Raw genomic sequence first — 19,724 nt, 5'->3', positions numbered from 1 at the left:
CAAATGGACGATAATGTTGCCGTAATTGGAGTTGGACTTGGAAAAGTTGGAGAGCACTGGGAAAAATCATTGAGAGACCTTGCAATAGAGTCTATATGGATGGCATTTGAGGACAGCGGTATAGACAAAGTCGATGCCCTTTATGTTGGAAACATGTCATCTGGGCCGTTTGTAGAACAGGAACACATTGGTGCATTGATAGCTGATTTTGCCGGGCTTGGGCCTATACCTGCCGTTAAAGTGGAGGCAGCATGCGGTTCAGGCGGAGCCGCTTTTATTGAAGGGTATATGGGTGTAAAGTCAGGGATGTATGATTATGTTCTTGTCACAGGTGTAGAAAAGATGACAGACGTCCTTCCATCAAAAACTACCTCAATTCTTGCAAATGCATCAGACAGGGATTATGAGGCATTTCATGGAGTTTCGTTTGTAGCACTAAACGCCCTCGTCATGAGGCGTTACATGCACGAGTTTAATGTAAAAAGGGAAGATCTTTCAATATTCCCCGTCATATCTCACAAAAATGCACCTTTCAGCAAACATGCCATGTACAGGAAGGAAATCTCTCTTGAGGCTGTAATGAATTCACCAATAATAGCCGAACCGCTTTCCCTTATGGACTGCGCCCCAATTTGTGATGGCGCAGCATCTGTAATTCTCTGCTCTGAGAAAAAGGCCAGGGAGTTTACCGATGCCCCAATTATAGTATCCGGAGTTGGCCTTGCAACTGACACTTTAGGCGTGCACGATAGAAAGCACATGACCACCCTTTCTGCAGCAGTTGAAGCCAGCAAGAAGGCCTACAGGATGGCAGGTGTCACTCCAAAGGACATTGACATCGCTGAAATTCACGATGCATTTTCTATTATGAGCGCCCTCTCCATAGAAGACATGGGATTTGCAAAGAAAGGCCAGGGTACAAAGATGGCTTTAGAAGGCCAGCATTATATTGGAGGAGATCTCCCGATAAATCTTTACGGCGGCCTCAAGGCAAGAGGGCACCCTGTCGGTGCAACAGGCGTTTACCAGATAGGAGAGCTTGTTTATAGCCTTAGAGGCGATGGCCGAGTTGACGCTGAAAGAGGATTGGCTGAAAATATAGGTGGCAGTGGGGCAACAATATCTGTATGTGTTCTTGAGAGGGGTGATTAGGATGGATGTACCAAGGCATTGGAGAGAACAAGTTAGGAGATACAGGCTTGTAGGTTCAAAGTGTAAGGATTGCGAAAAATTATCTTTCCCTTACAGAAAAGTTTGCCCTAAGTGCAGGGGCAGAAATCATGAAGATTACCAGCTTATCGGTAGAGGTAAGATATTATCTTTTACAAACATCAACAGCCCTCCAAAGGAGCACAAGTATAATCTCCCATTTGCAGTGGCCCTGATAGAGCTTATGGAAGGTCCTGTAATAACTGCCCAGATAACTGATGCCAGGGCAGAAGAACTTGAGATTGGCATGGAAGTCGAAATGGTCACAAGGAAGATAATGGAATACAATGACGATGGCATAATATGCTATGGCTATAAATTCAGGCCGATAGTTGAATATGCCCATCCATGAGTGGATCAGATGAATAAAGAAGAGATTTTGAACAAGATACTTAATGGCGAGATAAAGATATACCAGATTGAAAATTATACTAAGACCCCCGCAGAAGCTGTTGAAATAAGGAGAGAGGCAATTCAAAAAATAAAAAATGTAACTCTGGATTACATCGGCAGATATTCTCTTAATCCCGACAATCTTTTTGGCAAGAACATAGAAAACATGATTGGCGCTGTTCAGGTGCCAATGGGGGTTATAGGGCCTTTAAAGGTCAACGGTAATTATGCAAATGGCGAGTTTTATGTCCCCATGGCTACATCAGAAGGGGCACTTCTTGCAAGCGCGAACAGAGGCGCTTCTGTTATTACTTCATCTGGCGGGGCCGTAACAACAATATTTAGAAACGGCATGACAAGAGCTCCCGTTATTAAGTTAGAATCTTCCAGAGACTATTACAAAATAACTGAGTTCCTCCACAAGAACTTTGATAAAATCAAGAAGGAAGCTGAAAAAGATTCCCGATTCAGAAAGCTTGAGAGGATAGTTCCTTACCTTGTGGGAAGGAATCTTTTTTTAAGATTTGTATATGACACAGGGGATTCTATGGGGATGAACGGTGTTACAATCGGAACAGACGCCGCTTTGAAAATGATTGAAGATAAATTCCCAGAGATAAAGTGTGTTTCACTCTCAGGAAATCTTTGCACTGATAAAAAATCTTCGGCGATAAATCTAATCGAAGGGAGAGGCATAAGCATTACAGCTGAAGTCGTGATACCACATAAGGTAATCCAGACTAAACTCAAGACAGATGCAAATACCTTAATTGATGTTAACTATAGAAAAAATTTCCTTGGCTCAGCCCAAGCTGGGTCCTATGGATTCAACGCACATTTTGCAAATATTGTCGCCGCAATCTTTCTAGCTACTGGCCAAGACATTGCCCAGGTAGTTGAAGGGAGTCAGGGATTTACTACAGTTGAAGAGGATAAAAACGGAGTATACTTTGCCGTTACACTTCCCTCTCTTGAAGTTGCAACTGTTGGCGGCGGAACTAAGATCGAGACGCAAAAAGAAGCACTTGATATACTAGGTATTTCAGGTGGCGGAAAAAATAGCGGTGACAACTCCAAGGCATTTTCAGAGATATGCGCAGCAACAGTTTTAGCCGGCGAGATATCCCTCATTGGAGCACTTTCAGCAAGGCATCTCGCAAAGGCGCATATAGAATATGGACGGTAAAAGGATTTTTTATTGGACAAATGTCCTATTATTATTCTTTCTTAAGTTGAAATAATCATTTAATGATAAACTTTATAAAAGATTTAAATTTCTTTTCTACATTATTACGGTGATTCTTTTGATTCATGTCAACTCAAACTATTGCAAGGGGTGTCTTTTGTGTATGGAATACTGCCCAAAAAAAGTTTATGTGAAGTCTGAAAAATTAAGTAAAAAAGGAGTGTTCCCCCCAGAAGTAAAGTACCCTGAAAATTGTATCAAATGCCACTTATGTGAATTGATGTGTCCTGACTTTGCAATTATTGTGGAGGATAAAGATGACAAATGACGTTATTAGACTTTTAGGTAAAAAAAATCTTTTCATACAGGGGGATGACGCCGCTGTTTATGGTGCATTAATCGCAGACTGCAGATTCTTTGCAGGATACCCTATCACACCGGCCACTGAAGTTGCCGAAGGCATGGCATTGTGGATGCCAAGACTTGGTGGCGTTTATGTTCAGATGGAAGATGAGATAGCAAGTATAGCCGCCGTCATCGGGGCATCATGTACCGGGGTAAAATCAATGACTGCAACAAGCGGCCCTGGATTTTCACTGATGCAGGAGTGCATAGGTTACGCATGCATGGCGGAAATACCATGCGTCATTGTAAATGTCCAGAGAGGTGGCCCAAGTACAGGCCAGCCTACAGAAGCAGCCCAGGGTGATGTAATGCAGGCAATGTGGGGCACACACGGGGATCATCAGATAATTGCACTGGCACCAAAATCAGTCCAGGAGACACTTGACCTAACTATTGAAGCATTTAATCTATCTGAAGATTATAGGGTTCCAGTTATTCTTCTATTGGATGCTGAAATTGGGCATATGAGGGAAAAAGTTGTCTTGCCTGAAGTTGTAAATGTCAAGGTGGATGAGAGGGTTCCCGCTACGATAGGGCCCGATAAATATAGGCCATACAGGACTGGGTTCACAAGAACCTCTAAAGTTCCTGAATTCGCGCCATTTGGCTCAGGTTATAGGACGTATGTCACGGGGCTCACACACGACAAGAGAGGGTTTCCTGTCACGACATCTGCTGAAGTGCACGAGGAACTTGTCAGAAGGTTAGTTGAGAAAGTTCAGGATGACATGGATATTATATGGTATCATGAAGATTCATTCCTTGAAGATGCGGAAATTATTGTTGTCTCATATGGTACAACTGCAAGGCCTGCGGTCAGCGCTGTTAAGATGGCCAGAAAGAATGGAATAAAGGTGGGTCATGTTAGACTTATCACAATTTGGCCTTTCAATTATGAAAAGATGAAGGAACTTTTAAAAAATGCCCACACAGTTATTGTCCCTGAGATGAATCTTGGGCAGATGGTTCACCCCATAAGAGAAGCTGTCGGCAAGAATACAAAAGTTATTTCTGCACCAAAAATTGGCGGTGCAATCCATACACCTTACGATATCTTAAAATTTATAGAGGGGGAAAAATATTGAGTTTTATTTCTAATGATATCATCATAGATAAATACCTTAGGAAGGATATGCTTCCAACAATATTCTGCACCGGTTGCGGGATAGGGAGCGTAATGAACTTTTCCCTTCGTGCTATTCACGACCTTAACATTGATATGAATAAGACTGTTTTTGTATCAGGGATAGGATGCTCATCTCGTGTACCTGGGTATATATACTCTGATGGCCTGCACTCACTCCACGGAAGGGCAATCGCTTACGCAACGGGGGTTAAACTTGCAAATCCAGAATTAAAGGTCATAGTATTCACTGGCGATGGGGACTGTGGCGCCATAGGGGGGAATCATTTTCTTCACGCAATAAGGAGAAATGTGGATATAACTGTTATCTCAATAAATAATTTCATATACGGGATGACAGGGGGACAGGTAGCTCCAACAACACCTCTAAAATCAAAGACGACAACAACGCCCTATGGGAACATCGAGTACCCCATAGATCTTTCAATGACGGCCAAGGTAATAGGAGCCCCATATGTGGCCAGATGGACCACAGCACACCCTGTCCAATGTATAAATTCAATAAAAAAGGCCCTCCAAAAAACTGGATTCTCTTTTGTCGAAGTTTTATCTCCGTGCCCAACATCATATGGCAGACTAAATAAAATGGGAACGGCTCTTGATCTGACAAAGCATTTCAAGGAATCAACAATCAACGTCAAACTTTATGAAAAAATGTTGGCCGAGGGCAAAACTACCGATAAGATGGTGATAGGGGATCTTGTCGACATTGAAAAAGAGGACTTTAACACCAAGTATAAAAAATTCTGCGGTGAATTAAAATGAAGGCAGGTATAAGAATAAGCGGATTTGGTGGCCAAGGGATAATACTGTCCGGTGTTATTGTGGGCAAGGCTGCTGTATTTGACGGTTTCAATGCAGTTCAGACACAGTCTTATGGGCCGGAGGCAAGAGGTGGCTCGACACGTTCTGAGGTAGTTGTCTCTGATGAGGAGATTGACTATCCAAAAGTAGAATCTGCCTCAGTTTCAATAATAATGAGCCAAGAAGCATTCTTTAAGTACGCATCAAGGACAAAAAGGGAAGGTATTATCATCTATGATCCAGAGCTAATACCTGACAATAATATAGAAGGCAACTTCAAACTTGCAGAAGTAAACGCAACTAGGATCGCATCAGAACTAGGGACAAAAATTGTGGCAAACATCGTGATGCTTGGGGCGTTCAATGAGATATGCAATCTGATATCAAGCGATGCCATGATAGAATCGATTAAGGATAGTATACCAAAAATGCTTGATTTGAATCTCAATGCATTTGAGGCCGGCAAGAAAAATGTAAGAATAATTGATAAACTATTATAAATTTTTTATTTTAAATATATGAAAAAATAATAATTGATATGAAAAATATCACACAAAAGCTTTTAAATATAATTTTAGGATACCCTATTATAATCTTTTACCGGTGTTTTATATGTCAGAATTAATAGATAAAACTAAATCAATATGTCCTGTGTGTTTTAGTGTCATTGATGCAGACATAGTTGAGGAAAAGGGCAAGGTTCTTATAAAAAAGACCTGTGCCGAGCATGGCAATTTTCAAGATATTTATTGGTCAGATTACGAAATGTTCAAAAAAGTTAAAAAATATCATATTGATGGGTCTAAACTGGATAATCCAAACACAGAAGTCAAGAAAGGATGTCCAAACGATTGTGGCCTTTGTTCAGATCACTTTACCCCAACAGTACTTTGCAATATTGATGTTACAAACAGATGTAATATGAAATGCCCTATATGTTTTGCAAACGCTCAGACAGCAGGTTATGTTCTTGAACCATCCAAAGAAGAGCTAATTGAAATGATGAAATTGGTAAGGGATGAAAAGCCAGTTCCATGCATGGTAGTCCAATTTGCAGGAGGGGAGCCAACAATTAGAGATGATCTTCCTGAGATAGTCCAAGAAGCTAAAAAATTAGGATTTACCCTTGCGCAGATTGCAACTAACGGGGTCCGCCTTGCAAAGGACCTTGATTTTTGCAAAGAACTTAGGCAGAAAGGACTTAATACTGTGTATTTGCAATTTGACGGTGTAACAGAGAAACCATACATCGCCGCTAGAGGATTCAATGCGCTCCCAATTAAACTTCAGGCCATGGATAATTTCAGAAAAGCCAATTTGACAAGTGTTGTTTTGGTGCCTACACTTGTAAAGGGTATAAATGATGACCAAGTAAGCGATTTAATCCAATTTGGTATTAAAAATATCGATATCATCAGGGGCATTAACTTCCAGCCTGTTTCATTTTCGGGTAGAATTGACACAGAAGATCTTGAGAAGATGAGGATTACAATACCTGATTTCGTTAAACTTGTTGAGGAACAGACAAATGGAGAAATACTTGCTGAAGATTTCTACTCGGCGCCCAGTGTAAATGCTTTTTCAAATTTCATTGAAGCATGGAGAAAAACTCCCCAGGTAAAGTTTACATGTCATGAACATTGTGGCGTGGCGACCTATGTATTTATCGATGATAATGGAGGGATAACACCAATCACTCACTTCATCGATGTCGATGGATTCTTTGGATTATTAAACGATTTGACAGAAAAGGTAGAAGATGGCGGGAAGATAACTAAGACACTTGCTATTGCAAAGATAACAAAAGAATTACCCCACTTAATTGATTTAAAGAAGAAACCAAAGAACCTAGATATCAAGAAACTACTATTGGGTGTATTAAAGGAAGGAGATGTCGACACCCTTGCGGAATTTAGCTACCACACATTGTTAATCGGATGCATGCACTTCCAAGACCCCTACAACTTTGATGTTGAGAGGGTGAAAAGATGCGCCATACATTATGCAGTGCCAGGCGGGAAAGTTATCCCATTCTGTACTTACAATAGTCTCCACAGGGAAAGAATCGAAAAGCAGTATGCAATTCCACTAGACGTATGGGAGAAGCAGAACAGGGACAAGAACCTTCAGTCCCAGAGGAACCTTAAATCTCTATCATTTCCTTCAAAAAAATAATATTTTCTTTATCTCCTCTTTTTTCATTTACAGGCGTTTCCATAATCATTGGGATATTTTTTAGATAATCGTGATTTACTATAGCCTTAAAGCCAGTAGGTCCTATCTTTCCAAGACCGATATGTTCATGTCGGTCCTTTTTTGAATTTAGCTCACCTTGCGAGTCGTTTAGATGTATAAGTTTTAAATTTTCTAGACCAACTACCCTATCAAAACTTGAGAGAGTATTTTCAAGCGCTTCTTCACTTGATATGTCGTATCCAGAAGTAAAAAGATGGCAAGTGTCAAGAGTAACGCCGCAGCTAAAGTTTGTGTTTTCAAGTAAGAATCTTAGCTCTTCAAAAGTTGAACCTAGAACTGAGCCGCTCCCCGAGGTGTTTTCAAAAAGCAGAGTGACGTTTCCAACATAGTCTTTTATTGAGTTGAGGGATTCACAAATCTGTGCTAGCCCTCTATCTTTACTCTGCCCTTTATGGGCACCTGGATGAATATTCAAAAACTCTAGGCCCAATCTGTTGCAGGAGATGAACTCCTTTTTTATAGAATCAATTGATTTTTCTCTCATAGCTGAATCTTCAGAAGCAAGATTTGGTAGGTATGAGTCATGGACTACTATTGGTTTAATATCTTCTTTTTGGTACTTATCTTTGAATAGATTCCCAACATCTTCGGATACTAAGTTAAATGCCCAACTTCGTGGAGAATGTGTAAATATCTGACAGCAGTTTGCACCAAGAGCTTTTGTGTTGTCAAACACCTTCAAAAATCCTTGGGCGACAGATACGTGAAAACCTATCCTGCGCATAAAAATAAGTAAAATAATTTTAATTTATTTTTCTATCTCTTCTAGAATCCTCATGCCCTTTGTGAAAGATGGCATACCTGAAGTTAATAGTACTACCCTTAGTACGTCAACTATCTCGTCAGAGGTGACACCAAGCTCCTTAATTGCAGACCTCATCTGCCTATCAGTTGCGCTCTCATCGCATCTTGATGCGGCTATTCCTATCGCAATAAGTTTCTGAGTTTTGTAGTCCAATGTTTTTCCTGTGTAAACTGCATCGTTTAATTTTATAATAGCATCATAAATCTCTGGGTACTCTGATCTGATTTTCTTCATACCCCTTCCGTAGAATACTTCTTCTTTCATTTTATCACCAAAACAATGCCATCACTTATACTTAAAAGGATTTCTATAAGTTAATTCTTTTAAGGTCAATAGCACCTTCGGGGCACTGCTCATGGCAGCAGTAGCACTTGATACATTTACTGTAGTCTATTTTCGCTGAAACTTTATCTACTGTAATCGCCTTCTCTGGGCAACTTCTCACGCATACCCCGCATCTTATGCATTTTTTCTTTATGACCTTTGGTTTTTCAATCAAAAATCTTGTGAATATGGGGAATACAATATAATTGTACAAAGAAATTGGATCGAGCGATATCTTCCCGTGATAGGTCCTTGGGAGGATAAAATCATTTATTATCGGTAACTCTCCAATAAGATTATAGTTTCCGTCAGAAAGATTATTTTCTATCGCGACTTTTAGGTAAGGTAGGTCATTATAAGTCAATCCAATAAGTCTGCATATAGCAAAATCCATTGAGAGAGGGTCCTTTGATCCCAAGACAATCTCAGTCCTCCTTGGAACGCCCCTCATAGCAGGGCCATCGCCTTCAAGTGAGACAATTCCATCCATTAACGTAAGCTCAGGCTTTGTAACATTCCAGACGTCAAGCAATGCTTTTGAAAAATCATGCACATCCCTAAATCTTGAGTGGTATCTTGTCTTTTCCATTCCAGGAACTGAACCGTACATATTTTTTACTGCACCTGAAAGAAATGTGAGTGTATGAGTCTTCATTTTTGGCAGATTAATAATTACATCAGCATCAAGCAATGGCTTTAGAATGTCCACCCTCTTTAAAATAAGCCCATTTTCAATTTCAACTGTTTGTTTAGATGTATCTGTATTAAGACAATCTGTATAGTCTTTGAAGGTGTCCCAGTATCCTGTCAATCTATAGAGGGACTTAAGCGAGTTTTTAGTAAAAGGTATCCCGCTGCCAGGGCTGTCTATAACAAATGGCTCGCCCCCGGCTTCAATTACCCTCTTGAAGACCTCAAAGGTGAAGAGGGGATGAGTCACAATGGCCTTCGAAGGAGACGAGAAAACAAGCAAATTAGGTTTCAGTGCCACCCTGTCGCCTTTTTTTACAAACCTCTCGATACCGCCCAAATCAATTAGTACTTTATCTATGGCCGCTGATAGACTTTTTTCGTAGTCAAGGGCTTTTCTAATGGATACTATTTCAGTCATGTTTCATCAGATAAGATAATCCTTCAATCAGTAGGTCAGTGATTGCACTTTCAACTTCTTTTTCAACTGGTTTTTCAGGTGGGTGTTCCATCTCAGAGGCTTTATCAAGCAATTTCCTGCTCTGGGCATCTTCATAGACAAACAGTAAGACGCCCAATAAAAGAACTATAACCCCCGCAATGCTAAGAACAACTGAGTATCCAAATCCAACTAAGAATAAAAACAGAGATGAGAAAAATAGCGTGAAAAATAGGATAATTCCATCCTCTCTTTTCCTTCGTGCATCTTCCAAAAGTCTCCTATGCTTAAGACCATAATAGTCAAGTTCCATCAAATCACCTTAAGTCCTGGAAATCTTTTTAGGATCATTCCTTCGGTCTGGAATATCCTGTTGTAATCCAAAAACCTTTTTGCGGATAAAAGCCTTTCCTTGCTCTCTGCAAAAAGCTCTACTATAACATCATCCTTTTCTACGCGGTCGCCTACCTTGTAATTCAACAATAGTCCTGCACCTTTGTCAAATGGAGTGCCTAGGACCTTTGCAACTTTGACAATTGTTGCGTTATCAACTTTAGTTATGTAACCTGAATCCTCTGACAATATAGTTTCTTTGTACTTTCCAAGTGGGATTTCTTCCGGCTTTATATCGTGATCTCCTCCTTGCGCTGCGATAATCTCTCTAAATTTTTCTAAAGCCTTTCCACTTTCAAGAATGTCCCTTGCCATGACTTTTCCTTTCCCAGCTTCTGCTTTCTTACCGAGTTCAAGGAGTATTGCTGCGAGACCAATAGCCTTTTCAGTAAGACTTCCGCTTTGCTTTCCTTCTAAGGCCATCAAAGCTTCCCTTGCCTCAAGAGCAGGGCCAACGGCGTTTCCTATCGGTTGACCTCCATAGGTAACAGCAACTTCAACATGCATTCCAAGAGACGATCCAAGGTCAGTGAAATTGGATGCAAGTTTTCTTGCATTTTCCCAGGTGTTAATCTTTGTACCCTCCCCCATAGGGATGTCAATCAAAAGGTATTCTGCACCCATTGCATATTTTTTGCTTAATACGCTTGCAAGGATAATTGGCTCTGGGTCAATGTGAAGCCTTCTTTCAACTTCAACTATCTTTTCATCTGCAGGTGTCAGATTTAAGACACCACTCCAAGCAAGACATCCGCCAGTTGTTTTGACAATTTCCTTTAATTTATCTGGAGAAAAATCAACAGGAGAGAGGACCTCTACAACATCGGCTGTACCTGCAGGCGATGTTATGGCCCTCGAAGATGTTTTAGGGATAAAAAGGCCAGAAGATGCAACTATCGGGATTGTGAGAAGGGCAGTTTTATTGCCAGGAACCCCCCCAATACTGTGGACATCCATTATTGGCCCTTTGTCAAATCTTATCATTGTACCAGTTTCTGCCATTGCACGGGTAAGATACTCTATCTCCCTTGTCGAAGTTCCAAGTATTTGAGTTGTAGTAAGAAAACTTGATATTATGACGCTATCGATATTGCCGTTTATTATGCCCCCGACAAATTTTGTGATCTCTTCTCTTGTCAGTATTTTCCCCTCTAGTTTCTTTTTTGATATATGGGCAAGCTCCGTATTTACATCAGGAAATACTTCGACTATGTCATTTTCAAAATGATTATAATGCTTTGATTTTTCTAGAGGAACCCCGATAAATCCTTCATTTATGATATCTTTTGTCAATACGGCAGATGATGAATAAGATGACTCAGATCTTTTGATAATAATTTTTTCTCCAGGATCTATTCTTTCCTTTATCGCATCCTTAACATTCAAAAAAACAATATCCTGCGTTTCCTGGATATCAAGGTACTTTATTTTAAGTTCCATAATAGTTATATTGTAAACGATTAATAAAAGAGTTACTATTTTTTCACGATTATTTTTTGAGATATTCTCAATTTTTAGCGATAATGATTCGTAACTCTTATAAATGATGATTATTCCCTACATAAGAGGGATAATATGAGGAAATTATATGCAATTTTAGTAACGTTACTTTTTGTAACAAGCGTTTTTGGTGTTGCATCAATAACGGCAACTGGCCCAACATACTCATGTAATGACTACTATAGGATTAGTAGAACTTCAGCTCACGTTGGAGATATATTAACAATATCTTTACGTGTAGAAGCTCTGGGCGATGTTAATATCGGCGATGAAACAATCAGCGACATAGTAACTGGTATTGTAGCTAATGGAGGACTGCCGTATCAAATAGGGCCTCTTGAGTTGATAAATGTAGAATATTTTGATGAAAATTGGAACTTAATACACGCAGGATTTATTCCAAGCATAACAGACCCAAAAATTAAGTGGATAACTTGGACATTTAGAGGAGCCCAACCTGGTACAATTAGTTTTACAAGCGACGAGAAAGACTGTGGCGATACAGTTACAATAACAATAAGTCCAAAATCTACACCAATGAATTTCTTCATGAAGATCATAGGCTTCGGCAAGAAAAAATAAATCTTTTATTTTATTTATATTAAATCCCTTTTTTTATAGATTCTAGATAAGCATTTAGAGATGGGGCAAATCCATTTTCTTTGGATATTCTTCTAACATCATCAAGGATGCCTGAGCCATACTGAAGTGCTTTCTTCTTGCGATAAATAATCTCAGGCGGTGCGCCCAAATCCTTTGCAATCTCTCTAAGGATATGTTTTCTTAGATCATCATCAGAATTTTTCAGATTACACTCTCTTTCAATTTGCATCCCTATTTTTTTAACTTCTTCGTCTAAAAATGGAGACATAAATTTTATACCAAAACTATCAAATATCTTGTATTCTCTCTTAGAAAGTATGCCTCCCAACTCCGCTACATCCTTGTTCCTTAAATCAATTGGATTTTCGCCTTTAGCTAAAGCCCTTCTATATTTGTCATACCCAAAAAACAATTCATCTGCACCCTGCCCAGACAGGCAAACATCAAAACTATCCTGATTTATTCTTTTTGCAACAAGGTAAAATGTAGATCCTATCAAAACATCAAGACTGTTATCCGCTCCGATTAACTCTATTGTTCTTTCAATTCCTTTTATTATCTCTCCATCCGATAACTTGATTATTTCTAAGGGGCAATCTAAAGATTTAGAAGCAATTTTTGAATAATAAAGGTCTTTTGAATTCTCATTCCCAATTGTGTAGAGTATTGGATTTGAGTATTTCTTAGCTAATGCCGAAACGATAAAACTATCTACGCCTCCAGAAAAAGACACAGGTACATATTCTTTTTTTTCTACCAATTCAGAAACAGATTTTGAAAGAGAGTTAAGAAGTAATTCTTTTAGCTGCATCAAACAACCTCATATTCTAAACTTTCACCATTCCTTGAATAAAAGAAATAGTCGCCCCTTTCATAAGGGTATCTGACTATTATATGGATCTTTCCGTAATGTGAGAAAAAATTTAGATCACCTTCAGAAGGCGAGCCATTTCTGCTTGGATGGGAGTGGACAGTACCTATGATAGTCGTGTCAAGAGGAAGGCTAAAATGAGAAATTGTAGATGAATTTTTCCCAAATATACTAAAAGGAGAAAAAACAACTTCAGAAATTACCCCTTCATTCTCTCTCAAAAAAGCAGCAAACTCATTTGGATAGGTATTTTTTGCAGCATGTGTTATGAAATCTAATAGCTCATTATCAATTCTTATCAATAGATTTCATTCCTCATCTTTATTCTCCGAATTTTCGACTCTTTCAATCTTTATTTTGAAAGGAAGTATTGGTGTTTTAATCTCCTTTTTATCTTTTATTACCTCTTCAAGTTTTAAGAAATCATTAAGTTCTTTTTCAAGTTGGCCAATCTTTCGGTCTACAAGTTTTGAAGGAGAAACAGCGGTATATGTTTCTGGGTCCCCCGGGGCCTTCTCTACTACCTTCATCTGTTCCATTGATGCTAATGATTCGCGGCAAGCGCTTGGGTATATTGCTGTTCCTTCTGCAATATTATCATACGTTGAATTGCCCTTTTTTAAAAGATATAGGTATATCTTAACCTTTGATTCGGTATCCAAAAAGAACTTTAGCATGTCCATTAATCCTTTATCCATGTCACTTTTCTCCGGAACATTGATTTTTAATTCCTTAGCATATTCTTTCATTCTTACCACCTGTCTTTTATTTATTTTTTTCTTATATATATTTTATCATCATGATTTTAGAACTACCATTTTTCCATCTTTCATGAATACTACTTCGCATTTTGAAGTAAATATGCCATTTTCAAATATACCAGGTATATCATTAAGTTCCTTTTCCATGGATTTAGGATTTTCAACAGATGTAAATAGATCAATTATGAAGTTTCCATTATCCGTCATCACAGGCCCATCTTTTTTGTCCCCCTTTCTTAACACTGGGCTCCCAAAAGAAGACAATAATTCAAAGACTTTTCTATAGGCAAGTGGGAATACTTCGATAGTCACTGGAAAAAATTTTCCAAGTTTTTCTACAAGTTTTCTCTCTTCGCAAACAACAACAAATCTATTTGCACTGTAATCAATTATCTTTTCCTGCAAAAGGGCCCCACCTCTACCTTTTAGTAGGCATAGTGTAGGGTCTACTTCATCTGCGCCATCAATTGATATATCAATATCATGTTCGTCAAGAGTTGTAATGGGGATGTTTGATTCTACCGCTAATAGCTTTGCCTGAAAAGAAGTAGGTATGCCATATATTGAGATACCTTCTTCTCTTATTCTTTTCCCAAGTTCGATTATCGTAAATGCAGTTGTACTGCCTGTTCCAAGCCCCACGACATCCCCATCTTTTACTAAAGATGCCGCGTATATGCCTACAGATTTTTTATCATCCAAGATATCTTCCAACCTTTACTTTTTTCTTAATCTGACTGAGTTCTCATAATCTTCCATGGCTTTCTCAAGTCTTTTCATATCGTCAATTAGATCCTTTGTACTATCTACTTTGCCATATGGGCGGTATCTGCTAGTTGGCTCTTCCCTTCTAAGAGGCCTTTCTCTCTCAACTGGCGCAGGAGGGATAGGTCTTGGCCTAACTGTTCTATCGGGTGGGGGAGATCTTTCATCACATTCCTCTTTCTTGGCGATAGCTTTGGCATGTCTACTATTTCTTATTCTTATTAAATGTCTCCAGTTGGCTAAATACTCAAGTATAATATCTACACCGCTCAATATGGTAAAGGCTATAAGGATGACACCAAGATTTGAATTACCCCAAGCACCCATCTTTTCCCAAGGAGTTGGTTCTGGCTGACCCTTCACAGCCTCAATGAATACACTAGTTGGTGGTGCAGAGTAATAGACGATGAAAGATTTAACCCTCTCAGTTGTTTCTGGTGTAACTGTAGTTATTGTGTAATCATCAGGAACTTTAATTCCATTAATTGCTGCGTCCCCATATGGGTATGAAAAAGATAGACTAATGTTATTATTTTCGTGTAATATTGAAGGGTCATTTGTACCCTTATCAAAGACAATCCAAAATTCACCATAAAAAGAATCAACTGTCGCGTTTAGGGGTAACTGGTAATAATAATCCCCAACTCTTTTGTATGTAAGAGTCAAAAGTGATATTTTCCTATTTACATCTCCGTCTCTTAAAAAATAAGATTGGCTAGCGTTCATATAAAGTGGCTTAATTGAGCTCACTACCCCCTTGGCCTCGGCAGGCTCAAGGAAAAACCTTTTTGACCTGTCAGGATCATTGACTAAAGAAATTTCCATTTTATCTATTCCAGAATTTCTTGGAATGTAAACATTCATCTTTAGTGTAATTGTTTCTTTGTCTATAATAAATCTGACATCTGAAAGCCTAAGATTTTCATCTGGCCTTACTGTTCCTTCTGTTCCTAAAAACTTCATCTGAAATCTATAATGCTGAGAACTTGAACCATTTTCGGCTAAGACATAAGCCATAAACAACGTTAAGGTAAAAAAAATAAGAGAAAGTGAAATACCCACCCTGAGTTTCCTGTCCATAAACAGCATTTTGGAAAAGAATATTTAAATCTTTCTAAAAAGATTAAACTATCGTCTATAATCTATAACAAATACTGTATATAACGATGATAATTAATAATTAATTATCAGTTTTTACAAATATTTATATAGATATTTTTTTAGTATTAGTAGAAACAAGTGATATTATGAGTAAAAATATAATTGCAATACTCGGCATACTTATCCTTATTCTCGGGGCGGCATCTTATTTGATGTTCACTGAAAATAAGGATTTGAAGGATGATATTGAAACGCTTACTATGGAAAAAAATCTCGTCACAGATGAGAGGGATAATCTAAAAACACAGATGGAAACAATGATCCCAATTTCAGAGAAAAATGCATTGAAGCTAGTAGATGCTTATATCTGGGAGAATGGGCAGAAGATAGCAGACACAAGATCATATTCATTTCACCCTTACAGCCCAACATACAAGATAGCCGACAAAGGTACTTACTATGAAATAGAAGTTTTGAGAGGAATTGGAAAACTTGAAGGAAATAATCTCACTGTAAGCTACCACGCCTTAAAATTTGAGGTTAGCAAAAATACAGGAGAAGTAGTTTACAAAGGGATGGCAGAATCAGGTTTCCCAAACACCGTTTACATAAGAGTTTCTTAAGGATGGCCCTGAAACAATATATTCAGACAATTAATACAATAAGTTTTCTTTTTTTCATCTATGTCGTAGATATCTTTTGAAATGTTCATTGCGCACCCAGGGGTCTTACAGTGGTCAAGCCCAAGAGTATGGCCAAGTTCATGCATGGCTTCTTTTAATGCTCTTTCCTTAATGAGAAAACTGCTCTTGAAGTGATTTTCTAGGGGGGCTGTCGATATAATTGCTATTTCTTTCCCGACTTCCGCCTCTCCAAATAAGGTTCCCGTAAATCCTTGCTTGAATATCTCAACATCTACGATAACTAATACCTTTATTAGCGCATCTAACTTTCCTACTTTTTTTAATGACTCTTCTCGCTTTTTCTGGCCATAGGCAAATAAGGTGTGCGTATTATACTTTCCAATATGGGATGTGTAGGCTCCACTTGGGATATGATCAATTTCAATGCTGCTCCCTGAATTAGAAAAAAAACAAGTTGCTTTTATCCCAAGTTCCCAAAGAAGGTTTTGTAATTCTTTCTGAAACTCTAAGAGAAATTTTTTTTCGAAGTTACCTGCAGCAGCCATTCTGATAAAGACTGGTTTATAAGTCATTAGTGTCCCATGAATGAGGCAACTTAAAAGTTTTACTATAATGGGCTTTTAGCTTCTTTACACTAAACCATAAAAATCAAATCACCCCTAATCAGTATATGAAACGATTCATAGTCTTTGAGGGCATAGATGCATCAGGGAAAGAAACACAGGCAAAATTACTATCCTCATTTTTTAAAAAGAAAGGTTTTGATGTCCTATTGACTCACGAGCCCATATATGAGGAGCCTATTGGAAAAGTCATTAAATCAAATCTAGAAAAAAAGATCTCTCTTGCGTCTGAAACAATTGCAATGCTCTATGCTGCCGACAGGCACGAACATTATCTCAAAGTAAAGAAGGCACTAAATGAAGATAAGATTGTGATATCTGATAGATATAAATATTCTAATATGGCATACCAAGGTGCGAATGGAGTTGATCCTAAATGGATTGAAGAGATAGAGAAATATTCTCTTGATCCTGATATGGTATTCTATATCCGCGTGAGACCCGAATCTGCTATGAAAAGGAGAAAAGAAAAAGACCTTTACGAAGAAAATTTTGATTTTCAAAAGAAAGTTTTTGATATATATGAAAGTCTATCAAAAAAATACAAATTCATCATAATTGATGGGGAAATGAGCATAGAAGATATCCATAAGAACATATTAAAATATTTAGAATAATTACTTGTAAGAAGGCTTTACGACATGCTTCATTGTATCCTTAAACTGTTTTAGATCACGAAGAACTATCGAAAGATCCTGATTTTCAATTTCTTTTGGGAGTTTAATAAGCCAAAACTCACCTAAATGAAAACTTTTATAAGCAGTGCTACGAAATCACCATTGGTGCTATGGTGATAAAATGAAAGTAACAACGATTGATTTTGATAACATATCCTCAGAAGATTTATCTAAAAGACTTTCTGAGTTTCATGGGCATCTCGGGCCTTATCTGGTGCTTGGTGCAAAAATGGGCATCTTTGCGAAAAAGACCCTTAGTAGCTCTCCGTTTGAGATTTCTGCCGAGATTACAATGCCCCTAAAGCCACCTCTATCTTGTACAATTGATGGGATACAGTTCACATCAGGTGCAACAACTGGGAAGGCGAATCTAAAAGTGTCCGATGGTTTACCAATAAAGATTGTTTTTTATAAAGGCACTGAAGGCATTGCCATTATCCCCAAAAAAGATGTACTAGATGAAATTAGACATCATGTTGGGCATGACGATCTTGAAATGCTTGCCGAAGAGATTATGGGTAAAGATTATACTGAACTTTTTGAGGTTCAAAAATGGACAAAGCAATAGAGCTAAATGCAGTAGACACAACATACGAAGGAGAAAAAATTCCTTGTTTAAAAAATATCTCGCTTAATATAAACAAAGGCGAATTCATAGCTGTGATTGGCCCAAATGGCGCCGGCAAAACAACCCTGCTTGAAACTATCAACGGGCTCCTTGAATCCAACAGTGGCGAGGTCAAGGTACTGGGAAAAGCTTTGAGAGGGGATGGGAATAGTATAAGAAAATATGTTGGCTACGTCCCTCAGGATTATTCTATTGACGAGCTAACTCCATTTTTAGTTTCAGATGTTGTTTTAATGGGAAGATATGGAAAGATTGGCCTATTGAAACCAATAACAAAAAAGGATAAAGAAATTGCGAGCAACATGATGGAGTATATGGGTATCAATAGTATTTCAAAAAGACCCATCGGAAAACTCTCAGGTGGCCAAGCACAGAAAGTAATGATTGCAAGGGCACTTGCAAAGGAACCAGAGATTATACTAATGGACGAACCTTTTTCAAATCTTGACTTTGAAGCAAGAAGAGAAGTTTCAGAAAAACTTATCCATTTTCATAAAAGCAAAGGCATGACCTTTGTGATCGTTATCCATGATATAGCCTCGATTCCAAAATCATGCAACAGAGTCATTGTGATGGACAATGGGAGGATTGTTGCTGACGGCAATAAAGAGGATATCTTAAAACCAGAGCTTCTTGAGATGGGATACAAGGGAATGGTATGCTAGACTTCTTTTCTACAAAAATAATTCTTTTTGCGATTATAGGCGCTGTTTTAACTGGCTATACCTGTTCTTTGATGGGCACATTCGTTGTGAGGATGAATCTTTCTTCTCTGGGATTTGCCATGTCCCACGCAGCATTTGCAGGTGCAGCCCTTGGTTTATTCTTAAGGAAGGATCCTTTAATTTTTGCACTATTATTTTCTACTTTTGTTTCGCTGGCTCTAGGGCCTTTGGCTGACAAAGCAAAGCTAAAGACGGATGTTGTAATTGGGGTAATATTTTCTTTATCAATGGCAATAGGATTATTGTTTCTGAATTTATCTCCCGACACGGCCATGTCAAGCACTGCTATGAGCATACTATGGGGTAGCGTATTAGGAATGACAACAGCCGACATCATTTATTTGTTAATCATCACAGTTATTGCAATATTATTTGTAGTAATGTTCTTTAAAGAGATCAACGCAATTTTATTTGACAGAAAACTTGCAAGGTCCTCAGGAATAAACGATAAGCCCTTTTATTACCTGATTCTTATTTTAACAAGCCTAACAGTGGCATTTTCATTAAAACTTGTTGGTGGGCTATTGGTATTTGCTCTGATGATAAATCCCACCTCTTCAGTATACCAGTTTTCGTATGACATGAAGAAGATAATAATCTTCTCGCCTATAGTAGGGGTGGTATCGTGTCTTTTAGGAATGCTGATGTCATTTTCCTTTGATTTGCCGACAGGCTCATCAATTGCCATAGTGTGTTCGGCAATATTTGGAATATCTGTTCTTATCTCTCCAAAAAGAAGAAAAGGCTAAATATTAGCAAAGATATTTATATTTGTAGA

Annotated in this window: 25 protein-coding genes; 14 read left to right on the top strand and 11 right to left on the bottom strand. The window is 38.3% G+C overall.

Translation table 11 applies throughout. From position 1 onward, the window contains the following. Nucleotides 1-3: 3 nt before the first annotated feature. From PLI06_01060 to PLI06_01025, 8 genes are all read left to right on the top strand, one after another. On the top strand, nucleotides 4-1,152 hold the full coding sequence (locus tag PLI06_01060) for a thiolase domain-containing protein (GenBank protein HOI76188.1): 1,149 nt from the start codon (nucleotides 4-6) through the stop codon (nucleotides 1,150-1,152). Nucleotide 1,153: 1 nt separating this feature from the next. Then, nucleotides 1,154-1,561 (top strand): Zn-ribbon domain-containing OB-fold protein, encoded by a 408-nt coding sequence (locus PLI06_01055; GenBank protein ID HOI76187.1) that lies wholly within the window; start codon nucleotides 1,154-1,156, stop codon nucleotides 1,559-1,561. A 9-nt stretch (nucleotides 1,562-1,570) separates the two neighbouring features. Further along, nucleotides 1,571-2,788, top strand: coding sequence for a hydroxymethylglutaryl-CoA reductase (NADPH) (gene hmgA, locus PLI06_01050; protein ID HOI76186.1), 1,218 nt, complete (start codon nucleotides 1,571-1,573; stop codon nucleotides 2,786-2,788). A gap of 118 nt (nucleotides 2,789-2,906) precedes the next feature. Then, nucleotides 2,907-3,116, top strand: a complete 210-nt coding sequence (locus PLI06_01045; GenBank protein HOI76185.1) for a 4Fe-4S binding protein — start codon at nucleotides 2,907-2,909, stop codon at nucleotides 3,114-3,116. Then, a complete protein-coding gene (locus PLI06_01040; GenBank protein ID HOI76184.1) occupies nucleotides 3,106-4,278 on the top strand; it encodes a 2-oxoacid:acceptor oxidoreductase subunit alpha in 1,173 nt (390 codons plus the stop codon). Before PLI06_01045 ends, PLI06_01040 begins: the two co-directional genes overlap by 11 nt. A gap of 47 nt (nucleotides 4,279-4,325) precedes the next feature. Then, nucleotides 4,326-5,102, top strand: coding sequence for a thiamine pyrophosphate-dependent enzyme (locus tag PLI06_01035; GenBank protein HOI76183.1), 777 nt, complete (start codon nucleotides 4,326-4,328; stop codon nucleotides 5,100-5,102). Beyond that, entirely contained in the window at nucleotides 5,099-5,641 is a 543-nt protein-coding gene (locus tag PLI06_01030; GenBank protein HOI76182.1) for a 2-oxoacid:acceptor oxidoreductase family protein, read from the top strand. The genes PLI06_01035 and PLI06_01030 overlap by 4 nt, the downstream gene beginning before the upstream one ends. Nucleotides 5,642-5,753: 112 nt before the next feature. After that, nucleotides 5,754-7,316 (top strand): radical SAM protein, encoded by a 1,563-nt coding sequence (locus PLI06_01025; protein ID HOI76181.1) that lies wholly within the window; start codon nucleotides 5,754-5,756, stop codon nucleotides 7,314-7,316. Here PLI06_01025 and PLI06_01020 read toward each other — a convergent pair. From PLI06_01020 to PLI06_01000, 5 genes are read right to left on the bottom strand one after another with little or no spacing between them, the layout of a single operon-like run. After that, on the bottom strand, nucleotides 7,285-8,121 hold the full coding sequence (locus tag PLI06_01020; GenBank protein ID HOI76180.1) for a deoxyribonuclease IV: 837 nt from the start codon (nucleotides 8,119-8,121) through the stop codon (nucleotides 7,285-7,287). The two genes, PLI06_01025 and PLI06_01020, sit on opposite strands and share 32 nt — an antisense overlap. 24 nt (nucleotides 8,122-8,145) lie before the next feature. Beyond that, entirely contained in the window at nucleotides 8,146-8,466 is a 321-nt protein-coding gene (locus tag PLI06_01015; protein ID HOI76179.1) for a carboxymuconolactone decarboxylase family protein, read from the bottom strand. 43 nt (nucleotides 8,467-8,509) lie between these two features. Next, on the bottom strand, nucleotides 8,510-9,637 hold the full coding sequence (locus tag PLI06_01010) for a DUF362 domain-containing protein (GenBank protein ID HOI76178.1): 1,128 nt from the start codon (nucleotides 9,635-9,637) through the stop codon (nucleotides 8,510-8,512). Next, entirely contained in the window at nucleotides 9,630-9,968 is a 339-nt protein-coding gene (locus PLI06_01005) for a hypothetical protein (protein ID HOI76177.1), read from the bottom strand. The genes PLI06_01010 and PLI06_01005 overlap by 8 nt, the downstream gene beginning before the upstream one ends. Beyond that, the gene (locus PLI06_01000; protein HOI76176.1) at nucleotides 9,968-11,488 is read right to left on the bottom strand and encodes an AMP phosphorylase; all 1,521 of its coding nucleotides are present in this window, start codon (nucleotides 11,486-11,488) and stop codon (nucleotides 9,968-9,970) included. Before PLI06_01000 ends, PLI06_01005 begins: the two co-directional genes overlap by 1 nt. A 135-nt stretch (nucleotides 11,489-11,623) precedes the next feature. On the opposite strand from PLI06_01000, the gene PLI06_00995 reads away from it, so the two are divergent. Further along, nucleotides 11,624-12,130 carry a hypothetical protein gene (locus tag PLI06_00995; GenBank protein ID HOI76175.1) on the top strand — a complete coding sequence of 169 codons (507 nt, stop codon included), beginning with the start codon at nucleotides 11,624-11,626 and terminating at the stop codon, nucleotides 12,128-12,130. Between the two features lie 19 nt (nucleotides 12,131-12,149). On the opposite strand, the gene PLI06_00990 is transcribed toward PLI06_00995, so the two are convergent. From PLI06_00990 to PLI06_00970, 5 genes are read right to left on the bottom strand one after another with little or no spacing between them, the layout of a single operon-like run. Next, nucleotides 12,150-12,962, bottom strand: a complete 813-nt coding sequence (locus PLI06_00990) for an asparagine synthase C-terminal domain-containing protein (protein HOI76174.1) — start codon at nucleotides 12,960-12,962, stop codon at nucleotides 12,150-12,152. Continuing rightward, on the bottom strand, nucleotides 12,962-13,324 hold the full coding sequence (locus tag PLI06_00985; GenBank protein HOI76173.1) for a Mov34/MPN/PAD-1 family protein: 363 nt from the start codon (nucleotides 13,322-13,324) through the stop codon (nucleotides 12,962-12,964). The genes PLI06_00990 and PLI06_00985 overlap by 1 nt, the downstream gene beginning before the upstream one ends. Before the next feature lie 6 nt (nucleotides 13,325-13,330). Further along, a complete protein-coding gene (locus tag PLI06_00980) occupies nucleotides 13,331-13,771 on the bottom strand; it encodes a helix-turn-helix domain-containing protein (protein ID HOI76172.1) in 441 nt (146 codons plus the stop codon). A 48-nt stretch (nucleotides 13,772-13,819) separates the two neighbouring features. Beyond that, nucleotides 13,820-14,485, bottom strand: a complete 666-nt coding sequence (rpiA, locus tag PLI06_00975; protein HOI76171.1) for a ribose-5-phosphate isomerase RpiA — start codon at nucleotides 14,483-14,485, stop codon at nucleotides 13,820-13,822. Nucleotides 14,486-14,500: 15 nt separating this feature from the next. After that, on the bottom strand, nucleotides 14,501-15,628 hold the full coding sequence (locus tag PLI06_00970; GenBank protein ID HOI76170.1) for a hypothetical protein: 1,128 nt from the start codon (nucleotides 15,626-15,628) through the stop codon (nucleotides 14,501-14,503). 167 nt (nucleotides 15,629-15,795) lie between these two features. On the opposite strand from PLI06_00970, the gene PLI06_00965 reads away from it, so the two are divergent. Next, the gene (locus PLI06_00965; protein ID HOI76169.1) at nucleotides 15,796-16,272 is read left to right on the top strand and encodes a hypothetical protein; all 477 of its coding nucleotides are present in this window, start codon (nucleotides 15,796-15,798) and stop codon (nucleotides 16,270-16,272) included. On the opposite strand, the gene PLI06_00960 is transcribed toward PLI06_00965, so the two are convergent. Then, nucleotides 16,269-16,865 (bottom strand): hypothetical protein, encoded by a 597-nt coding sequence (locus tag PLI06_00960; protein ID HOI76168.1) that lies wholly within the window; start codon nucleotides 16,863-16,865, stop codon nucleotides 16,269-16,271. The two genes, PLI06_00965 and PLI06_00960, sit on opposite strands and share 4 nt — an antisense overlap. A 98-nt stretch (nucleotides 16,866-16,963) precedes the next feature. Between PLI06_00960 and tmk the strand changes: the two genes are divergently transcribed. The 4 genes from tmk (at nucleotide 16,964) to PLI06_00940 (ending at nucleotide 19,695) form a co-directional block, all read left to right on the top strand. After that, on the top strand, nucleotides 16,964-17,533 hold the full coding sequence (tmk, locus tag PLI06_00955; protein HOI76167.1) for a dTMP kinase: 570 nt from the start codon (nucleotides 16,964-16,966) through the stop codon (nucleotides 17,531-17,533). 181 nt (nucleotides 17,534-17,714) lie between these two features. Then, on the top strand, nucleotides 17,715-18,161 hold the full coding sequence (locus tag PLI06_00950; protein HOI76166.1) for a formylmethanofuran dehydrogenase subunit E family protein: 447 nt from the start codon (nucleotides 17,715-17,717) through the stop codon (nucleotides 18,159-18,161). Next, complete coding sequence (locus tag PLI06_00945) at nucleotides 18,146-18,886, top strand: metal ABC transporter ATP-binding protein (GenBank protein HOI76165.1); 741 nt, start codon at nucleotides 18,146-18,148, stop codon at nucleotides 18,884-18,886. The genes PLI06_00950 and PLI06_00945 overlap by 16 nt, the downstream gene beginning before the upstream one ends. Continuing rightward, nucleotides 18,880-19,695 (top strand): metal ABC transporter permease, encoded by an 816-nt coding sequence (locus PLI06_00940; protein ID HOI76164.1) that lies wholly within the window; start codon nucleotides 18,880-18,882, stop codon nucleotides 19,693-19,695. Before PLI06_00945 ends, PLI06_00940 begins: the two co-directional genes overlap by 7 nt. Nucleotides 19,696-19,724: the final 29 nt, after the last annotated feature.

Source organism: Methanofastidiosum sp. (genome assembly GCA_035362715.1).
In the GTDB taxonomy this organism is placed as follows: Archaea; Methanobacteriota_B; Thermococci; order Methanofastidiosales; family Methanofastidiosaceae; genus Methanofastidiosum.
Note: the sequence above shows the minus strand (reverse complement) of the source record. Positions and strands in the feature narration are given on the sequence as shown.